The 19,998-nt window shown below is 50.3% G+C and carries 21 protein-coding genes; 4 read left to right on the forward strand and 17 right to left on the reverse strand.

The genetic code is table 11. The annotated features are described in order from the left end of the window. Positions 1 to 27: 27 nt before the first annotated feature. The 7 genes from DFR60_RS25345 to DFR60_RS25375 are packed head-to-tail and all read right to left on the reverse strand — an operon-like array spanning position 28 to position 6,260. Positions 28 to 744, reverse strand: a complete 717-nt coding sequence (locus DFR60_RS25345) for a creatininase family protein (RefSeq protein WP_110325526.1) — start codon at positions 742 to 744, stop codon at positions 28 to 30. A gap of 4 nt (positions 745 to 748) precedes the next feature. Further along, a complete protein-coding gene (locus tag DFR60_RS25350) occupies positions 749 to 1,369 on the reverse strand; it encodes a bifunctional 4-hydroxy-2-oxoglutarate aldolase/2-dehydro-3-deoxy-phosphogluconate aldolase (protein ID WP_110325528.1) in 621 nt (206 codons plus the stop codon). 11 nt (positions 1,370 to 1,380) lie between these two features. Next, the gene (locus DFR60_RS25355; protein ID WP_110325530.1) at positions 1,381 to 2,298 is read right to left on the reverse strand and encodes a phosphotriesterase family protein; all 918 of its coding nucleotides are present in this window, start codon (positions 2,296 to 2,298) and stop codon (positions 1,381 to 1,383) included. A 43-nt stretch (positions 2,299 to 2,341) separates the two neighbouring features. Then, a complete protein-coding gene (gene ulaA, locus DFR60_RS25360) occupies positions 2,342 to 3,625 on the reverse strand; it encodes a PTS ascorbate transporter subunit IIC (protein WP_110325532.1) in 1,284 nt (427 codons plus the stop codon). Between the two features lie 30 nt (positions 3,626 to 3,655). Beyond that, positions 3,656 to 3,919, reverse strand: a complete 264-nt coding sequence (locus DFR60_RS25365; protein WP_002601440.1) for a PTS sugar transporter subunit IIB — start codon at positions 3,917 to 3,919, stop codon at positions 3,656 to 3,658. Between the two features lie 11 nt (positions 3,920 to 3,930). Next, the gene (locus tag DFR60_RS25370) at positions 3,931 to 4,368 is read right to left on the reverse strand and encodes a PTS sugar transporter subunit IIA (protein WP_110325534.1); all 438 of its coding nucleotides are present in this window, start codon (positions 4,366 to 4,368) and stop codon (positions 3,931 to 3,933) included. Then, the gene (locus DFR60_RS25375; RefSeq protein WP_110325536.1) at positions 4,362 to 6,260 is read right to left on the reverse strand and encodes a BglG family transcription antiterminator; all 1,899 of its coding nucleotides are present in this window, start codon (positions 6,258 to 6,260) and stop codon (positions 4,362 to 4,364) included. The genes DFR60_RS25370 and DFR60_RS25375 overlap by 7 nt, the downstream gene beginning before the upstream one ends. 342 nt (positions 6,261 to 6,602) lie before the next feature. Here DFR60_RS25375 and DFR60_RS25385 point away from each other — a divergent pair, with 342 nt between their 5' ends. The 4 genes from DFR60_RS25385 (at position 6,603) to DFR60_RS25400 (ending at position 10,764) form a co-directional block, all read left to right on the forward strand. After that, positions 6,603 to 8,021: a PspC-like choline-binding domain-containing protein gene (locus DFR60_RS25385; RefSeq protein WP_110325539.1), complete on the forward strand. Its 1,419-nt coding sequence runs from the start codon at positions 6,603 to 6,605 to the stop codon at positions 8,019 to 8,021. A 235-nt stretch (positions 8,022 to 8,256) separates the two neighbouring features. Continuing rightward, a complete protein-coding gene (locus tag DFR60_RS25390; RefSeq protein WP_002601444.1) occupies positions 8,257 to 8,901 on the forward strand; it encodes an ABC transporter permease in 645 nt (214 codons plus the stop codon). A gap of 29 nt (positions 8,902 to 8,930) precedes the next feature. Beyond that, a complete protein-coding gene (locus DFR60_RS25395) occupies positions 8,931 to 9,653 on the forward strand; it encodes an ATP-binding cassette domain-containing protein (RefSeq protein WP_110325541.1) in 723 nt (240 codons plus the stop codon). Between the two features lie 205 nt (positions 9,654 to 9,858). Further along, the gene (locus tag DFR60_RS25400) at positions 9,859 to 10,764 is read left to right on the forward strand and encodes a glycine betaine ABC transporter substrate-binding protein (RefSeq protein ID WP_110325543.1); all 906 of its coding nucleotides are present in this window, start codon (positions 9,859 to 9,861) and stop codon (positions 10,762 to 10,764) included. Between the two features lie 144 nt (positions 10,765 to 10,908). Here the strand turns inward: DFR60_RS25400 and DFR60_RS25405 are convergent, their stop codons facing one another. The 10 genes from DFR60_RS25405 to DFR60_RS25450 form a co-directional block, all read right to left on the reverse strand. Next, the gene (locus DFR60_RS25405) at positions 10,909 to 11,718 is read right to left on the reverse strand and encodes a HipA domain-containing protein (RefSeq protein ID WP_110325545.1); all 810 of its coding nucleotides are present in this window, start codon (positions 11,716 to 11,718) and stop codon (positions 10,909 to 10,911) included. A gap of 6 nt (positions 11,719 to 11,724) precedes the next feature. Further along, on the reverse strand, positions 11,725 to 12,273 hold the full coding sequence (locus DFR60_RS25410) for a helix-turn-helix domain-containing protein (protein WP_025529170.1): 549 nt from the start codon (positions 12,271 to 12,273) through the stop codon (positions 11,725 to 11,727). A 323-nt stretch (positions 12,274 to 12,596) separates the two neighbouring features. Further along, a complete protein-coding gene (locus tag DFR60_RS25415; RefSeq protein WP_110325640.1) occupies positions 12,597 to 14,882 on the reverse strand; it encodes a xanthine dehydrogenase family protein molybdopterin-binding subunit in 2,286 nt (761 codons plus the stop codon). 8 nt (positions 14,883 to 14,890) lie between these two features. Next, on the reverse strand, positions 14,891 to 15,352 hold the full coding sequence (locus DFR60_RS25420) for a (2Fe-2S)-binding protein (RefSeq protein WP_110325547.1): 462 nt from the start codon (positions 15,350 to 15,352) through the stop codon (positions 14,891 to 14,893). A gap of 3 nt (positions 15,353 to 15,355) precedes the next feature. Next, the gene (locus tag DFR60_RS25425; RefSeq protein WP_110325549.1) at positions 15,356 to 16,126 is read right to left on the reverse strand and encodes an FAD binding domain-containing protein; all 771 of its coding nucleotides are present in this window, start codon (positions 16,124 to 16,126) and stop codon (positions 15,356 to 15,358) included. A gap of 281 nt (positions 16,127 to 16,407) precedes the next feature. Further along, positions 16,408 to 17,292, reverse strand: a complete 885-nt coding sequence (locus DFR60_RS25430) for an SDR family oxidoreductase (protein WP_110325551.1) — start codon at positions 17,290 to 17,292, stop codon at positions 16,408 to 16,410. A 17-nt stretch (positions 17,293 to 17,309) separates the two neighbouring features. After that, entirely contained in the window at positions 17,310 to 17,885 is a 576-nt protein-coding gene (locus DFR60_RS25435) for an RNA 2'-phosphotransferase (RefSeq protein ID WP_110325553.1), read from the reverse strand. An 11-nt stretch (positions 17,886 to 17,896) separates the two neighbouring features. Next, positions 17,897 to 18,709, reverse strand: coding sequence for a glycoside hydrolase family 25 protein (locus tag DFR60_RS25440; protein ID WP_110325642.1), 813 nt, complete (start codon positions 18,707 to 18,709; stop codon positions 17,897 to 17,899). Then, positions 18,702 to 19,247: a DUF6560 family protein gene (locus DFR60_RS25445; protein WP_110325555.1), complete on the reverse strand. Its 546-nt coding sequence runs from the start codon at positions 19,245 to 19,247 to the stop codon at positions 18,702 to 18,704. Before DFR60_RS25445 ends, DFR60_RS25440 begins: the two co-directional genes overlap by 8 nt. A 41-nt stretch (positions 19,248 to 19,288) precedes the next feature. Beyond that, positions 19,289 to 19,981, reverse strand: coding sequence for a hypothetical protein (locus DFR60_RS25450; protein ID WP_110325557.1), 693 nt, complete (start codon positions 19,979 to 19,981; stop codon positions 19,289 to 19,291). Positions 19,982 to 19,998: the final 17 nt, after the last annotated feature.

Here is a 19,998-nt window from a genome sequence, read left to right on the forward strand (position 1 = left end):
TTCTTTTCGATACTGTGCATCTATTCTTTATTGCCTGGTAATCAGATCCGCTGCTTTCGCGGCGAACTCCTCAAACATGCGGTCCCCCTTATCTTTAGCCGCGGCCGTGGGATCGCCGTATGTACCGGACACGCTCAAGTCGCCGATGGAGGTATTGTCCATCCCGTAAAGGGGCGGCCTGTCCGGATACTCGGCCCGGGCCAGGTCCATGTGAACCAGCTCTTCCCTGGCAGACAGCATAAGTGATGTCTCAAACTCGCAGGCGTGGAACATGCCTCCCCAGGTAGGACTCTCCATATATTTGTCGTAAATGGGCTGAAGTCCCGGGTAAAACATTCCCAGAACCTTCACAGAGGTGGTGTCCTGGATATCGCGGATCGCATACTTCATGGAGACGCCGTTGGCTTCATGGCCGTTTAAAAAGACGAGCTTCGTCACGCCGTACCGCTCCACGGATTTTACAATGTCCTTTAATATAAGCTGTAAATGGTCCTGAGGGAGGGATATGGTGCCGATCCGGTCGCGCCATACCCAGGAATAGCCAAAATTGAGTGTTGGAAATACCAGCGCCCCAGTGCGGTCGGATATGAGCCGAGCCAGATGTTCCGCCAGGAAGACGTCGGTTCCCAGAGGGAGGTGATAGCCGTGCTGTTCCGTGGAGCCTATGGGTACTATGGCGGTGGAACACACCTCCAGCCGTTCTTTCACCATAGGCCAGGTCATATTCTGGACGATAAATGCCATCGCTTTATGCCTCCCTTTCCATTGCCTGGACGTACAGCCGGGCTTTCTGCCGGATCAGCTCCAGATTCCCGTCCGTGGACTTACGGGGCACCAGATTGCTGCCGGCGGCCGCACCGGCAAAACCTGCTTTCAGAAACTGGGACACATTCGCCTCATTCACACCTCCCACAGCCACAAACTCTGCCTGCGGAAAAGGTCCCTTCAGACTTTTAATATAAGACATTCCAAAGGCATCGGCCGGGAACAGCTTGAGACGCCTGACGCCTCTGTTAAGCGCCTTCTGAACGTCTCCCGGTGTCAGGACGCCAGGCAGAACCTCCATGCCCTTTGACAGGCCGTAAGCCACCAGATCGTCGTCGTAGCCCGGCGTTAAGAAAAAAGGAATCTTCATGGCGGCCAGCCGGTCCACCTCCTCCTTCTTCGTAACCGTGCCGGCTCCCAAACAGATTTTATCCGGTGAAAATCTCTTCTGAATGTTCTCAATACAGCCGAATCCTTTTTCTGCGTCACTTAAGGACACTTCAATGCCGGTTATTCCTTCGCTCACCAGCGTCTCTGCAATGGGGACAGCGTAAATGGGCTCCACATCACGGATAATTGCCATGAGTCTGATCGATTCAATCATGTGCGCCCTCCTTAAAATACGGCCAGCCACCGCTTGGGATTCTCGATAAAGATTGTGTCGATATCCTGCTGGCTGATACCCTCGTCCAGAAGACGGGCGATAAATTTCGTCTTGATAAAGCGGAATCCCGGACCTCCGCCGTAGGCCTCTAAATAGGAGGCGCGTCCCATATCCCCGGATATCAGCAGCTGCCTGCCGTAACCATGTCCGATCAGGGAGCGGATGAGGGCTACTCTCGTAGAATCGGGATGGTATTTTACCTTGCCTGGCCCGTCAAACTGAATATAGATTCCCCGGTCGGCCAGCTTAAGCAGATAGTACTCGTCCGGATTGCGGTCCAGATGGCCCAGGGCCACCGTGGTTAAATCCACGCCTTCATTTTCCAGGATATCAAGCACCTCCATGCCCATGGTGCCGGCCTCCGTATGCCCCCAGATCGGCGCTTTGCAGGCTTTCTGTGCGGTGGCCGCCGCGATTGTCGTCTTTTTCTCCAAAGGATGGATCATATTGTAATACGTGCCGATTTTGATGAATCCGGCTCTCGCATCCGATCCGTCGCCGCCTTCCATCACATCCTTTGCCAGCATGTCCGCGATCTCTTCCATGGACTTTTCCGCCACCCAGGCTGGATAGTAGATGTGCTTATTAAAGCCGGTGGTAGCGATAATATGAACTCCGGTCTCCTGAGCCATCCGTTTCAGAATGTTCAAATCCCTGCCATAGTCCAGCGTAGAGGCTTCCACCAGGGTACGTCCCCCGACCTCCTTAAAATTCAGGAGTTCCTGTACGCTGTTTTCATAGCTGCTCAGCTCTAAATCTCTATCCTTCTGGCATGGCGGCGGAACCGCGTGGAGATGCTCATGGGGATACGTAAATCCCATCTCCTCTCCCTTTATGTCACCCAAAACTGTCCTTGCGAATCTTTTCATTTTGTGTCCTTCTTTCTAAATAAAATTGTAACAATCAACCGTCTTACAGCGGGATGCCGAACACCATACCCACAAGGCGCATCAGCACCGATACGATAATGGCATCCGTCGAAGCAAACCATAAGCCTTCCACTCCGTAAGCGCCCACATTGACGAAGGGATATGCAACCGCCACAATCAGTGTGAAGAACACACCGAGGAAGAGACCTGCTGCCACAGCGCCCTTTTTGCCGCCCAGTTTATCGCCGAACACACCTGCCGCGCCGCCCATGAAGAAGAGGCCGATCACACCCGGAAGCACGACAACGTTCATTCTGGTGGTAATCATGGTGCTGATGATACCGCCCACCATCGCCGCCAGGAAACCAACAGTAGTTGCCATCGGTCCGACGCTGTAGAAAATCGGGATATCCAGGGCCGGTCTGGCGCCTGGAACCAGCTTCTCACTGATGCCCTTGAACGCGGGAATAATTTCCCCCAGGAACATGCGGACTCCCTGTAAGAGGACGAGTACGCCCGCCACAAAGGTGAGAGCCTGAATCAGGGTATAGATGATGTAGTTCTGTCCGCCCGACAGCGCCGTCACCGTCTCACGGCCTGCAATCAGTGCGGTCAGGATATATACCACAATCATGACGATGGCCATGAGGATGGACATATCCTTCAGGAAACCCAATTTGTCAGATACGTGAACCTGTTCCCAGGTGTCCTGTTCCGGATCACGGTCCTTTTTGCCGAACAGGCCGCCTACGAATCCGCTCAGACAGACAAGGGAACTTCCCCAGAAACCAAACGCCACTTCATCCGTCTTTAATATTTTTCTCACAAACGGCTGGGCGATAGCCGGGAATACGATCATGGATATTCCCTGAATTACAGAGCCGATAGCCACCGCTTCCCATCCCCTGATTCCCATCTGATCCAGTACGATTGCCATGGTACCTGCGAATGAGAACATCATATGTCCGGTCAGGAAAATATACTTAAACGGCGTGATGCGCGCAAGAAGCAGATTGATCAGAAATGAGAACAGCATAATGAGAGGCGTCTCAAATCCCAATACGACCTGCACAGCAGCCACCAGAGAGTTATCCTCCGGCACAATTCCCGCCATGCCGAACGCGCTGTTAAACATAGAACTGAACGGAATCAAAGCCCCCACAATGACATTGGATCCGGCGCTCAGTATTAAAAATCCCAGAATCGTCTTAAAGGTTCCTGAAATCACATCCGACACGCTGTTTTTCATAGCGATCAGACCAATCATAGCTACAAGGCCTAACACAACCGTAGGCTGGCTTAAGAAATCAACTAAAAATTTTATCATACCGTTCTTCTCCTTTTGTCTTCTCCTCAGTTATTTCATATAAGGAAGAATCATTTCTTCGATCCCCTTTTTGTCGAGTAAATTGGTAACCGACAGAACCGGCACATCGGCCACGATCTGTTTGGCGATCTCCGAGGAAGCCGCAATCAGATCACAGGGCTTTCCTTTGTAGGAACCCAGATCCACTGCTTCCCCTTCCACCGCTACGTGATGCTTCTTACCGATATCCTTAATCGTCATCAGAAGCATAAGACTGGTGCCAAATCCCATTCCACACACTGTTATCACTCTCATAAATTCTCCTTCTATATTAATTTTGCCAGTTCCCCGTAAGAGGTGATTGTCAATAGCCGTTCTCTGACGTTATCGTCCTCCAGAAATCTCCCCAGTTCCTGAAGTAATGCCAGATGGCTGTCGTTTTCCACACCGCCCAGAGCAAATACGAGTCTCACCGGATCATTAAAGGGGTGATGAAACGACACAGGTTCTTTGAGCCTGATGAAGCTGATGCAGGGCTCAGACACATCTCCCGATGGTCTTGCGTGAGGCATCGCGATTCCCGGCGCCATGACCATATAGGGGCCCAGGTTATGGAATGCCTCCTCCATTTTTTCAATATAAGTTTCCTTCACTTTCCCACTGTCCACTAACAGCTGACCGCTAAAATGAATTACCTCCTCCGGTGTTGTAAGTCCTTCCACATCCAGCCGGACTACGTCCTTTGTCAATATGTCTGTCAGCATAGGTACCCTCCATCAAATTCCCTTAAATATGTAATAAATTCTTCATAGCATTTACTGCCTGCCAGTTTATTGATCCACTCTTCATCCGATACCAGCAGGAACAGTCGTTCCAGCACTTCTTTGATTTTCTCATCTCCTCTTTTAAAGCAGCCCAGAATCACCAGCCTCACGTTGGCCTTTCCCCATGGAACAGGATTTTTCATCAGTACGAAGACGAAAAAGCTCTCTCCATCAATCAGACAGTGTGGCAGCGCCGCAAAGGGCGATATCTCCGTGGACACCAGATTTTCCCGCTTCATGACGGCATTCTTCTGTTCTTCTTCAAGCCTTCCCTGCTCGATCAGCAGATCGCAGATTCTGGTGAGCACGCCTTTTTTTCTCATGGGCTTGTCCCACAGATAAAAACCGTCCCGCCTGCACAGGGTCTCTAAGCTTTCCCGCCTTTTCAACCGCATCAGGGCGAAATTGATCCTCATCTGGTCCTTTTCATTCAGAAACGGGCTGACTGTGACCACTTCCTTTCCCAGGCTGCTCTCCTGGCCGCAGGGAAGCATCGTGATATAAAAGTCCGCCTCCTCCGGAAGCGCATCTCCTTCTCCGTAATTCCCCATATCCATTACTTCCAGCCCGGTATAGGTCTGCTCCAGCCGGCTCTTTAAGAGGCGCGCAGCCCCAGGCATGGTCTCACTGATTAAAACAGTCTTAAACTTACGGATCTTATTCTCCTGTTCCAGGGAAGATGCAAAGTACATGGTGAGGAATCCCAGTTCTCCGACGGAGAGATTCTGTTTTGTGTACTCCGTAATGCATTCCGCCAGCTCGATGGCGTAATAGTAGGCCGTTGGATAGATCTTCTGCAGTTCCTCATAAAACGGATTCTCCGTCTCCATATGTACCAGGTATTTGCCGTAACTGGAGGCCACATGGAGGATCAGGCCGTTGACCAGCACTTCATCGCCGTTCAAATCCACACCGTAGTTATCCTTGATTTTTTTCAGCCCCTTCATGACCAGGCCGTGGAAAAACATGAGATTGTGCTCGTCGATCTGGTTGATCCGGCTGTTTCCTCCAAACGTCTGCATCCAGATCAGAGTCAAATACATACACTCCCCTTCCAGCCTGTTATTGGGAAAATACTTCTTTAACAGACACCTGGTCGTCTTCATCTGTGCTTTGAACGGCTCTTTTCCGTCCAGATGAGCCAGATAGCCGAAGTAAATCTCCTTTCCGAGAGAGATTCTCTTGATCGTAATGGCCAGGTATTTGAAAAACTGCTGCTCTTCTTTTTCCTTTGCACTGAGCCCGTATTTTTTGAAGCATCTGTCCATCCACTTGCGGATATCCCTCTCCTGCACCTCCCGGATATCGAGGGCGTTCCAGATTTCCTCTTCCTCTGTCTTTTCCAGCAGATGGTACATACAGTCCCGGATGCTGATCTCATTCCCGCTGATGTAGAGTCCCGTATAGGCTTTGCTGAACAGCTCCAGGCCGAAATTCTCCAGATAGGAGTTGGACAGCGTCGTAATTCTGGACATGCTGGAACGGCTGTAATTGAACAGCTCTTCCAGCTCATCCATTTTACATCCGTCACAGATCAGGATCCGTCTCACCACTTCCCGTATCAGCTCATCCCCCTTACTGTCCGTGTGGCCTCCCATGTCCTTAAAAAATGCCTGGCAGCGCACCTGATCTGTGATTTTTATTTGATACCCCCTTCCCTTATAAGAACGGATTTCAAATCCGTTCTCCCCTCCCAGCGCTTCTGCTTCCTTGACATAGCGAAGAATCATCCTGCTGCTGACTCCCAGATGTGCCCCCAGCTGTCCGGAGGTGACATAACTATCCAGAGTGTCAGCCAGGTATTGGACAACCTGAAATGTTTTTGTATACATAATGTTTTCCTCTCTGTTGCAGCACTGCCCGTCTCCTGTAACTTCATTATAATAATCTGACAATAAGATGTCGATTTCAACAAATGACGGTTAGTAAGTGACATTATCATTATATAGCTATCTTAACACGGTAGGATTGGGATGAAAAAAGTATTTATTTTAAACCATGGAGCAGGTCCATGGTCAAGAGCTGATTTTCTTAATATTTTTTTATTTTCTTACGCATTCTTACGCCTTTTTTACTCCTCTTGACCTTGGAGCTGCTCCATGGTTTAAAGTCGTGTTATCAGCAGGAGAGCTGCTGAGAGGATACGATTTTCTTTTGAAAGGGGAAATTAATTTATGAAGAAACAGATGAAAAAATGGATTCTTCCATGCGCTGCCGCGCTATTTACCATAGGCGCATCTATGACAGCATTTGCAGCACAGGGCTGGACCATGGAAGGCGACAACTGGGTCTATATCGACTCCAGCGGAAGCAGAGTGACCGATGCCTGGAAGAAATCAGGCGACAACTGGTTCTATCTCGATTCATCAGGAGATATGGCCAAGAGCAGCGTCATTGAATATGACGATGATTACTATTATGTAAACTCCGTAGGTGCCATGGTATCCAACGAATGGCGGGAAATCCCTTCCGATTACGAGGAAGAGGACTCACCGGAGACGTACTGGTACTACTTCCAGAACAACGGAAAAGCCTACAAGGCCTCCAGCTCCGGAAAGACCTCCTTTAAATCGATCCGCAAAGCCAGCGGAGATTGGAAAAAATATGCGTTTGACTCAGAAGGAAGAATGCTCTTCGGATGGGTTGGCGAGGATTCCGAACGAATCACAGGCGATGAAGCCTGGAGAGAGGGCGTGTACTACTGCGGCAACTCCGATGACGGCGCTTCTGTATTAAACGCATGGAGCCTTCAGGAGGTCGACGATCCGGATACGGAAGAGGATAACTTCGACGGAACCTACTGGTTCTACTTCGGTACCAACGGTAAAAAAGTAAAAGATACCACCAAGACCATCAACGGTTTAAAATACCGCTTCAATGAAAACGGCGCAGCGGAATCCGAGTGGTATGCCAAGGCTTCCACCACAACTGCAAGCGGAAGCAACTTATACTACAACCTTCCGGAACAGTGCTGGCTGGCCAAGGGCTGGTTCAAGACCATTCCAGGCGCAGAGGTAGATCCTGAAGCTTACGATGACGGAACAGAATACTGGTTCTACGCTCAGAACAACGGCGATCTCGTCAAGAGCCAGATCAAGACAATCAACAACTACCGCTACGCATTTAACGAAAAGGGCGAAATGCTTCACGGACTCTATATGCTGACCTTCGATGACGACAAGAAGATCGATTCCTACGAAGAGATCGAGGCAGAAAGCGATCTTCCGGATTCTGCTGACGAGCGCGACGTATACTACTTCGGAGATTCTCCTAAGGAAGGCGTCATGGCTACCGGCAAGACCACCATCGATATCGACGGCGAGAAATACACCTACAACTTCCGCAAGTCCGGCAGCGACAAGGGCGCCGGCTACAACGGAATCTATGACGATTCCATCTACATCAAGGGCCGCCTGCTGAAGGCTGACCGCGATGCAAAATACGAGGTTGTATCTTACAATGGCGAAGACTACTTAATCGGCACCTCCGGAAAACTCGCTAAGGGCAAGAAGAACTTAAAGAACGGCGACGACAAATACTTCAGCACAAATAAGCAGGGTATTGTCACCTATGAAGGTTACGAAAAAGAGTAATGAAATTCCGCCATCACAAGCACTCTTTTCTAAAAATAAAAGTGAGGTCTGCCAATCCGGCAGGCCTCATTTTCATTTTGTTCTTTTCGTTTCCGGCCACATTAAAGTACACGGAATGAGCAATAAATATTTTCCAGAATCTGGTTGCTTCCCCACCACTTTTGTAGTATAATAATCAGAACGTGTGTTCTATCTCACGTATCATTCATACCAATGACAGAATGGAGGTCATCTCATGATTCACGGAATCTTTTCCCTCTACGCGGAACGCTGGCCGTTCTTCCAGGAGCTGATTCTTCAGCATATAAAGATCGCATCGACAGCGATTCTCATCTCCGGCTCTATCGGTCTCTTTCTCGGTATTTTAATCAGCGAGCACCGGCGGTTCGCCACATGGATTATCGGGGTCATCAACGTGGCCTATACGATTCCGTCGATTTCCATGCTGGGCTTTTTAATCCCATTTACCGGCATCGGCAATAAGACTGCGACCATCGCGCTCACCATCTATGGGCTGCTGCCTATGGTCCGCAACACCTATACCGGCATCACCACCATTGAGGCGTCCACCATCGAGGTGGCAAAGGGCATGGGAAGCACGCCCTGGCAGATTCTTTATAAGGTCAAGCTGCCTCTGGCGCTCCCGGTCATCGTGGCAGGACTCCGCAGTATGGTGGTGATGACGATCTCACTCAGCGGTATCGCCTCCTATATCGGAGCAGGCGGCCTGGGAGTAGCCATCTACCGCGGCATCACGACGAACAACGCCGCCATGACGTATGCAGGCAGCATCCTGATCGCCCTCGTGGCTCTCGCATCCGATCAGCTGGTGGCTTATATTGAACGTCATATTCGTAAGAAATGGCATCTGGCTCCGTAAGGGGACAGACCGCTGTAAGGAGGATTATCATGAGCGTCATCGAATTAAAGGATATTACCATGTCCTATGGACCAAACCGGATCCTGGAACATTTTAATTTAAGTGTGGAACAGGGCACATTTTTAACCATGATCGGCAGTTCCGGCTGCGGCAAGACCACAGCCCTGAAGCTGATGAACGGGCTGCTCACACCGGAGCAGGGAACCGTCTGTATCAACGGCACGGACATTTCCCATACAGATATCAATGAGCTGCGTCGGGGAATCGGCTATGTCATTCAGGAGATCGGCCTCTTCCCGCATATGACCATCGAGAAAAATATCTGCTATGTGCCGAATCTCTATAAGTCCCCGGACAAAGCGGCCATCGCGGCCCGCGCCCGTCAGCTGGCGAAGACCGTCGGTCTGGACGCAGAGATGCTGAAGCGCTATCCCAGCGAATTATCCGGAGGCCAGCGCCAGAGAGTCGGAATCGCCAGAGCACTGATGAACTCTCCAAAGATCATTCTGATGGACGAGCCCTTCGGCGCAGTCGACGAGATCACCCGCAAGCGGCTTCAGGAGGAGATCCTTCGGATTCATGAGGAACTGGGCGGAACCATCGTCTTTGTCACTCACGATATCAAGGAAGCCTTAAAGCTTGGCAGCCGCGTCCTCGTCATGGATCAGGGGCATATCATTCAGGATGGAACCCCTGCCCGGCTCCTGGAACATCCTGCAACGGATTTTGTCCGCCGGCTGGTGGCCGGTTAAGATAGAACCCCTTGCTTTTATATAAAGGGCTCCGTATCACACGGACCACAAATCAAAAAAACGCCGCAAGCAGCGTAACATCAAATTTACAGTGCAGCGGGCGGCGGGTATTTGACCCTCGCGGCAGTCGCCAAATGAACGCGCCAGCGTGTCCGTCAGGCTCATTGCCCGCGGGAATACAGATCGATTACAGGAGGATTCAGTAATGAAAAAATTGAAAAAACTAGCTGCCGCCGCAGTCATCGGAACAGCAGCCATCGCAGCGCTGTCACTCGGCGGTTGTGCAAAGAAAGAACAGGGAACCATAAAGATCGCGTCCAAGCCCATGACGGAGCAGTACGTACTGACCGAGATTATCGGCCAGTTAATCGAGCATGATCTTGGTGTAAAAGTAGAGATTACCAAAGGCGTCGGCGGTGGTACCACGAACATCCAGCCGGCACTGTTAAAGGGGGATTTCGACTTATATCCGGAATACACTGGAACCGGCTGGCTCACCGTATTAAAGAAGGAACAGGAGAACGATTCCGATGTCCTCTATGAGAATCTTCAGAAGGGCTACGAAGAGATGGGACTCCACTGGACCGGCCTCTATGGCTTCCAGAACTCCTATACCCTGGCAGTGAGAAAAGAAGCTGCCGACCAGTATTCCCTCAAGACCTTCACAGACCTGGCCGCCGTATCAGACCAGCTGGTATTTGGGGGGAATCCCGACTACATGGAGCGTGAGGATGGCTTCAACTACCTCGCGTCCGCCTACAACATGAACTTCAAGGATGTCAAGGACATCGATATCGCCTTAAAGTACACCGCCATGGCCGATAAACAGATCGATGTCACCAATGCATACACCACCGACGCCCAGCTGAGCGTGGCCGATGTATCCCTGCTGGAAGATGATCAGCACATCTTTGCCACCTATTACGGCGCCACCGTGGTCCGCCAGGACACCTTAAAGAAATATCCCAAGTTAAGCGAGACCCTGGAAAAACTGACAGGCCAGATCTCCGACGATGAGATGCGCGCCATGAACTACGCTGTGGAAGTGGATCAGAAGGATGAAAAAGATGTCGCAAAAGACTTTTTGACTGAGAAGGGACTTTTAAAGTAAATTGAGCGACATTGTGTAAGTTTCTGTGAATAATACTTTCATCATATGCAAAACCGGACGGCCCTCGGGACCTTATCAGGTGATACACTTAAGGGGCCGTCCGGTTTCACATATGCAGTCCCTGCATAATTATAAATGCTGAATTCACAGGAATAAATAAGCGTACTTTTTCATCTGATACAAAAGGATATCTTCTGCTCTGTTTTTTATTTCTATTGGATAGTATGGCTCTGACATAATCAATCTGTGTACCTCCTGCTTTGTGAATCGAAAGGTGATCTGCCTCCCATACAGTTTTTCCACAATATCTAACTGCTCATCAAAACTGCTGCAAAACGTTTTGGATTTTACTTCATTCATCAGCGGATATACCTCCTGATTCAAAGGATAATCCATGGAGGTATCTGACAGCAGCGAGGCGCCATGATCAAAAAAAGGACAGTAGTGAAACTGGTTGTATGAATCTATAAGAACAGCTATATTGTGGGTATGCCTGTCTTCATTCAGAAAAAGGGCGTCAATTGTAATAAGCCTGCTTACATACTTTCCAAAATCCGTCAATCCGGTTATTCGGATAATCTGATCTACCATAAATTTAATTCTTTCTTCATAGGAAGTAATTTTATACATACTTGTCATCAAACTCTCTCCAAAAAAGTTTTTAAACAAGCGTTCCAATGTAATCAACTGCCAGCCATCCGATAAAAAATTCGTACTCTTACACCCATGAAACATATTCTTTTTATATCTTATCTGCTCTGTATCATAAAGACAGACATCATTCTTTTTCAGATCAGACAGAACCAGAAGATGGGAGACCATATATTCCGCCAAACCTTCATAGCCTGTATAATCAGCTTTATACCATGTATTCCCATTATACCATTTTAACTGATTTCCTTTAGAAGACTGCCTGTTATCAGTCTTTCTATCCTGCTCAAATAATTCTGTCATATGAGATCACCTCTCAATTCTGATCCAGAAATCATCCTCCGCCATTTTGCCCTCTGTCTTTTCAATGATCAGCATCGGCTCATAGAACGGTATTCCCAGATCATCTAAAATTAATTTCATCTTATCTCTGTCTTTCGGGAAACATCGCGATTCGATAAATTCCTCATAATCCTGGTAGTTCGGCTCCGAATTCCTGCCGAAGGCCCTTTTCAAATAGCTGTCAGTAAAATTATAAAGCTTGATTCTCCTGTTTTTCTCGTCTACATCTATAACCGAGCATATCTCATCATGATACATATACCAAAGTCTTAAGGGAAAACATCTCTCAGGGATTGTATAGTATTCCATTAAAGCGGGATTTTCTTCCAATATCTTTAACAGAGTGACAACAGGCCCTGTAATTGGTTTCTTTTTTCGTTCCCAGTATTCTACTGTTTTTTTTGAAACATTCATAAAGTCTGCCAGTCTCTGCTGAGTTAAACTCAACCGTTTTCTAATTTTGATAATATCCTCTGCTGATGCCTGGCTTCTGATGGCAAACGTTTTATTCTCCACTTCATCACTTCCTCTCACAATAATTATATCCTCATTTTTAGGATATAACAACACTTTTTTACCCTAAAATTTAGGATATTTTGTTTTTATACCACTCCACGATCCCTCTGCTGCTTTCTAAAACAACTGATTTTCTTATTATACCTGTACACTAGATTCGTGAAACACCTCATCAAGTGTACAGGTATGACTCGCACTAAGCTCGTGAAAGACCTCGCTAAGTGCTCATAGTATACCGGCGCTGTTCTCATGTTATACTCTTCTTATCATAAAAGAGGGACCAGAACATTGAGAATATTTCATGTTCCGGTCCCTCTTTTATTTTACTCTTTTCCCTGCTCACGCATCCCCCGATACACTTTTTCCGCAGTGATCGGAAGCTCCCGAATCTGCACTCCGACCGCATTTGCCACAGCGCCCGCGATGGCAGGTGATGGAGTGTTGATCACGATCTCGCCGATGGACTTCGCGCCAAACGGGCCGGTCGGCTCGTAACTGCTCTCAAATTCCACCCGGATGTTTCCCACATCGATCCTGGTTGGAAGCTTATATTGAAGGAAGGAATTTTCAATCAGATGGCCCTTCTTCGTGTAGGTGATATCCTCGTATAGCGCCATACCGATGCCCTGAGCGATTCCGCCCTCGGTCTGAACTCTCGCCAGATTCGGATTGATGACGGTTCCGCAGTCAACAACAGCCGCGTAATCGATCAGTTCCACCTCGCCGGTCTCCGTATCCACCTCCACCTCGGCCATTCCCACCATAAATGGAGGCGGTGATACCGGGGAAGTATGGGTGTATCCGGCTGACAGCATCTTCTCGTTGCAGCACATGATGCGGTTGCCGATATCCTTTAAGGAGATCTCTAATTCCCCTTCCGGCTGATAGACCCGTTTGCCGTCAAATTCCAGCTTCGCTGCATCGCATCCTAAGTAATCCGCTCCCTTTTCCACGATTTTCTGCCTCAGTTCCTCACAGGCCCGGACAACCGCCATTCCCGTCAGATACGTAGTGCTGGAGGCATAAGAACCGGAATCGTAAGGAGACACATCCGTATCGGTGCCGTGCACGACGATCTGGTCCATACTGCACTCCAGACAGTCTGCTGCCATCTGTGCCAGAATCGTGTCACATCCGGTACCCATGTCGGAGGCACCGATCATCAGGGTATAGAAGCCGTCGTCATTGACACGGATCTCCACAGAGCCCACATCCACATTAGATATGGATGATCCCTGCATGGCCATAGCCGCTCCGACTCCCCGGACCTTCCCATTTCCCATGTCCACGCGCGGGTATTTCCGATCCCAGCCGATCATTTCCTTCGCTCTCGCCATACAGCGGTCCAGCGCGCAGCTGTTCAGCTTCTCGCCGTAGTAGGCCGGCATCACATCGCCTTCCTTTACCATGTTCTTCTCCCGCAGCACAACCGGATCCATGTGAAGCGCGGCCGCAAGCTCATTGACGGCAGATTCCACTGCGAAAATCCCCTGTGTCGCTCCATATCCGCGGTAAGCACCGGAGGACATAACGTTTGTATAGACCACGTCATAACGGAACCGGAATGCTTCCGGCGTCCGGTAAAGCGGAATGGATTTATGGCCGGAAAGACCAACCGTTGTTGGTCCGTGCTCTCCGTACGCCCCCGTATTGGAAAGGGTGTAGACGTCAATAGCCTTAATCGTTCCTTCCGCGTCCGCTCCCAGGCGCACGCGTATCTCCATCTCGTGGCGCGGAGACGAGGCAATCTGGGTCTCATAGCGGGAATAGACGATCTTGGCCGCCCTTCCCGTCTTCATGGTCACTATAGCCGGATAGACTTCCGCCACCACGGTCTGCTTCGCTCCGAATCCGCCGCCGATTCTCGGTTTAATCACGCGCACCATGGATTTCGGTACATCGAGCGCATGGGCGAGGATCCTTCTCACATGAAATGGAATCTGAGTGGAGGCCACCACATTCAGACGGCCATATGTATCCATATAGGTGTGAGCGCGGAACGTCTCCATCATGGCCTGCTGGTTTGCCTTCGTATGGTAAACACGATCAATCACATACTCGCACCGTTTCAGCGTGCTCTCCACGTCGCCGTCCTCCTCTCCGCCGCAAGCGCACAGATTACGTTTATTATCCGCTCCAACCGGACAGAGGCTCTTCCAGTTTTCTTCCGGATGAACCAGAATCTCGTGATCCTTCGCCTGACGGAAATCGAGGACGGGCTCCAGGACCTCATACTCCACCTTGATGAGGCGAAGGGCGCGATCCACCGCTTCCTCTGTCTCGCCCGCCACGACAGCCGCTGCATCTCCTACAAACCGCATTCTCCTGTCCAGAATCAGCCTGTCATAGGGGCTGGGCTCCGGATACGTCTGTCCTGCCATGGTAAAACGCTTATCCGGCACATCCTCATAGGTCAGTACACAGGCAATCCCGTCCACTTCGGAGGCAGCCTTCACATCGATTGCCTTAATCAGGGCATGAGCGTGAGGACTGCGGAGCACCTTTACAATCAGGCTGTCCTTCGGCGCCAAATCATCCGTATAGACGGGCTTTCCCGTTACCAGCGCCTTGGCATCCACCTTTACTACGGGGGAATTTACCGCATGCATTTCCATTTTCATCTCGCCTCTCCTCCCCTCGCCAGATACTTTCTGATGGCCCTCATCTGGCCCATATAGCCGCTGCACCGGCAGAGATTGCCAGCAAGGTACTCCCTGATCGCATCCTCTTCCGGCTGAATCAGTTCCTTTTCCATTGCAAGCACGTTCATGATCAGGCCGGGACTGCAGAATCCGCACTGTTCGGCCCCCTCTCCCGCCAGATACATTCCAAACTCTTCCGCTTCCTTCTGAACGCCTTCCAGAGTCACCACGTCCCGGTCATCGACACGGGCCGCCAGCATAGAGCAGGAGAGAACCGACTTCCCATCGACCAGAACGGTGCACAGGCCGCAGTTTTCCGTCTCACAGCCACATTTTACACTGTAGCAGCCTTTTGCCCGGAGTAAATCATACAGGGATGTATCGTCCTTGATCTCCGCATACGTCACTTTTCCATTTAAAGTAAATTCTATCTCCACGTTCTATACCTCCCCGCCGAGCTGCTTCATCAGCCGCCCTGCGTAAACTTCCGTCAGATGCCTCCGGTATTCGGCGCTTCCTCTCGTATTACTCCCAAAATGGAAACAGTCTGCCACTGTACCGCAATCCACACTGCCATTCACGCCTGTGCCTGCGACTTCCACCACTTCCGCTCTGGAAGGCCTGGCTCCGGCCGATACGTACCATGTCCCCTCTTTTTTTGCCACACAGCAGGCAATCAGCGGGAAATCCGTACCGGACCGTCTCTGAGCCGCGTAAGCAGCCCTTCTGCCGTCTTTTTTTATAATAATGCGCACCAGAATATCGCGGTCGTATTTCATGTGGTTAAACTCTTTCAGAGAGACGACTCCGCCCTGATAAAGCTCCACATAAGTATCGAGCGCCATCAGGCAGGTCATGATATCGGAAAAACCAAATCTTCCGAACACACTGCCTCCGACCGTGGCCCCGTTTCGAAACTGAACGCCCACAATCGCCCGCGTGCACTCCTTAAAAACTCCCTGAAAATATGTATTCAGCCCCTCATGTGTCTCCAGCATGCGCAGGGTGCACATGCAGCCGATCCGGAATTCCTCATCCGTCTCCTCGATCGTATCGAGCCCCAGTCCCGACAAATCGATCAGTGTCATTTTCACGCGGTTCTGAAGCTTCAGCCACATCATACCGCCGCCTACAATACTGCTCTTTTTCTGATTCAGCTCATAGGCCTCTGAAAGGCTTCCCGCCTTCACGTAATTTTTAAACCTTACCACCAGAATTTCCTCCTGACTCCAAAGCTTTCCTTCTTTTGTAACAACAGAATATATAACAGATTCCGCATCCGGCCTTACGCCGCCTCACTCCGGGCAGACATAAAGCCGGGAAAAGTATATCATACTCTCTCCGGCTTTGACAATCGATTCTTCAGCTTTCCGCTGTTTTTCTACATTTTTCGACTTTTCCCTGATGATTCTCCGGGAAGTTAAGGCACTTTTCCGCCCGGCTTCCCCTCATTTCGACTCTCATGCCTTTTCCCCGCGAAAGGCCATTCCTATCACTGCCGGATCATCCCCGTCATATATTCCGGACTCTCCTCAAAACACCTGCGGAATCCTTCCACCGTATCCGGAAATTCAATCCCACAGCCTCGTATTTTTTCCGTATCCATCAGCAGGTTCCTGGGCTGTTCTGCAAACCGCTCCCGGTCAGGAATGAGAAGTCCGCTTCTGTCCTCCCCTTCTGTCACCATCGCCAGAACCGCTCTCGCCGTCTCATATGTGGACAGCGTACCTCCGCTGCCAAAGTTATAGATTCCCGCTGGAAGCTTTCCCGCCGCCTCTATATTTTTCACAACCTCCATGGCCCAGGTGATTCCGCGATAATCGTGGACAGGAAGCGTCAATGGGCAGTTTTGAATCAAAGCCTTCAGTAAATTCCCCAGAAGGTTGCTGTTGCTCTTTAGCCCCCGCCAGGGGAAATCATACATCCACGGCAATCGGAGGCACACCGAGTCCGGAAGTATGGCCATAATCTCCTCCTCTGCCTGCCGTTTGTGAAGACCGTAGACATTGACCAGCTCCGGAGTATTCTCCTCCTTCGCCGGTACCATGGTCCGGTTTCCTGCGTAAATCTGATCCGAGCTCATAAAAATCAGCCTGCTCCCGGTCTCCCTGCAGGCCCGTGCCAGGTTCACAGCCCCGTTCACATTGACCGCCTCCGACAGGCCCGGATTTTCCTGGCACGTCCCGGTGTTGGAGATGGCCGCGCAGTGAATAACCAGCTGTGGGGCCGCCGCTCTCACGAATTCTGCCGCCGCTGCCTCATCCGTGATATCCAGATTCCCGTGATGTGCTCCTGTTATCTCATATTTTTCCTGGTAAAATTTCATAAGCCTGGAGCCTAGAAATCCGTTTGCTCCTGTTACCAACCATCTCTCCATACTGCTTCCTCCGTCACTTATTCTCTGTCCATGACTTCCAGATATTTACTCTCCACCGGTCTGGTCAGCCACACTCCGTTTTCAGACTGGTAAAATACCGCTCCGTCTCTCGTCATTCTTTCCGTATCGACGCTCAATACCACCGGCTTTCCGTGCCTTTTTCCAACCTTTACAGCCGTTTCATAATCCCCGGACAGATGGACGTACAGCCGGCTCATGGATTTCAGCCCCTGGGCCATAATGGATGGGAGAAAACGCTCCGCCGTCCCATGATACAGCACTTTGGGCGGTTTCGTTTCTTTCAGTTCCACATCCACCGGAATACTGTGGCCCTGGTTTGCCCGGATCAGCGTACCGTCTTCACTCATGCGGTAACGCCCTTTTTCATCCGTTCTCACAATTTCCTTCAGCATTTCCAGATCCAGAGGCCTTCCCGTTTTCTGAAATCCCTCAATCAATTCCTCCACATCAGCCCAGCCATGTTCGTCCAGCGTGATGCCGGCCGCATCGGGCTGATGGCGAAGAACCAGGCTTAAAAACACGCTCATCTTCTTCCATTTATTATTTTTCGAATTGTCGTTCTTATTCTCCATCCTTTGCTCCTTCATGTTCCTGTCCCGCGGGGGAAGGCTGTAACTGGCCTGTAGTTCCAGCCCATCTCGTAATTCCTGGACCAGAATTCCCAATCATCACGGTCGCCCTCAAACACATTCATGTCAATATACGTTTCATCTCCCTCGTATCCGTTCAGCTTTTTCCGGTTTGTATACTGCCAGAACACCCAATTCCAGTTACCTGTATCCGGTTTCTTCATCACGCTTCTAATCCAAAGGGGATACGCCTCATATCTTCCTTCCAAATATAAATGCATCGTATCTTCCGTTGCATAGATCACCGGTTTGACGCCATAATGTGCCTCCAGCCCCTGCAGCATCACATCCAGCTGCGCGCATACCGTCTCTCGATCGGGCGGATTTACTTTCTTATCGCCATAGAATTCGAAATCAACCACTGGCGGAAGCATTTGCCGGAAGGCTGGTACTGTCTCTGTAAAATGCTTCAGCTGGCTCTCCCCCGGGCTGTCAAAACTGAAAAAATGGTATGCACCGATCCTGAGTCCCGTGTCCTTCGCCGCTTCCCAGTTCTCTGCAAACTTCTCATCCGTGTGGGAGCTTCCCTCTGTTGCCTTTATGTATGCAAAATCCAGATCCTGCGCCGCCAGAACCGGCCAGTCGATGGTCCCCTGATAGTGGGAGACATCTACACCACGTACCGGATAGCGCTTCTTTGAAGGATTATTTAACTGAATCAGGCCGCAATAGACCGCGTACCCATAGAACGCGCACAGGACGGCCGCCGTCACACAGACAACGCCGGCTGCTATTATCCGTCTTTTTCCTCTTCTGCTCTTATCCATTCCATATCCCATCTGCATTGCGCCGGATTTTCCGGCTCTCCATGTCCTTCACAAAATATTCCGCATTCACCAGATTGGAGCGAATCCAGAATAACCTTCTTCCCTCCCTGTCAAATACCTCGATCTTTCCGGGTTTCGACTGTCCGCCTGCCGACTCCGTCACATGAAGCCCGGATATTCCCGTCGTCTGTATTCTTCCGCTTCTGTCCCGGTACGAAATCTCCATGACGGTGACCGTAATCCGCATTGTAAAGAACAGAAAAATTTCCCTGACTAAGTTCACAATGGCACAGACACCTATTGCATAAAAAAACAGGCTGTTTTTCCCATTCAGATATTCGGGATACACCGCTCTCCAGACGAAAAGGAGCACAATCAACGCGATCACAATCGTAAGGAGAAGTCCCCCTGCATTCTCATATACCTGATACTCTTCTCTCTGGCGATTCTTCTCCGCAGCCTGCTTAAGACCGCGTTCCAGAGCCCATGCCGCTGCTGTCACAACAACGCAGGCCGCCAATATCCTGTTAAATTCCATTCCTGCCCTCCTCTGCCGCTGTCACTGGGAACGATCCGCTGTCAACGGGAATGGGCCGCTTTCGCCATTCGAAACTTAAGGCCTGTCTCCCTGTTCACTCTGTCTGCCATGGATGCTGATGCATATAAATACAATGGCGCCTCATGGCTGTTATCCAGATAAAAGCGCTGTTCTCCGCCGCCCTGCCGGTCCAGAATCCGGTTTAAAAATCCCGCCATCCCGGTATCCATCCAGTCGCGGTTTTTTCTGGCCTTCCATTGATAAGCACGGTCATGAAAACGGAAGCTTACCGCATAACGTTCCACCCCGCTGATCTCCTCAAACGGCAGCCCGGATATCGCCTTCAGACCATTTAATATCTTTCCGTAGGAATCCCACTGATAGATACACTCCCGGTCCCCGGTCGAATAGACGCAGTTCAGCGCCTTCCTGCTCCCGGCCAGTATACAGAATCCATAGTATGGGTGACTGGCAAGATACTCATTTTCCGAAGGCGTAAGCCCGAGAATAAATTCCTGTTCCATATCAGCCGGAGCAATGGAGATCCCCGCTTCCTTCAGTACCCGTATCTGCTCCAGTTTCGGAACACAATCGTCTCCCTCCACTCCCATTATACCCTCAATTGCCGCCATGGCGCGCCGTTTTACAATCTGCACACAGACGGCCAGTGCCACCGCAGCAGCCAGTAAAATCAGGAGACTGATCATTACCGTGCTGATGAAACCTGCTGCCATATCCGCTTCACTTCCTT

Source organism: Hungatella effluvii, from assembly GCF_003201875.1.
Lineage (GTDB): Bacteria > Bacillota > Clostridia > Lachnospirales > Lachnospiraceae > Hungatella > Hungatella effluvii.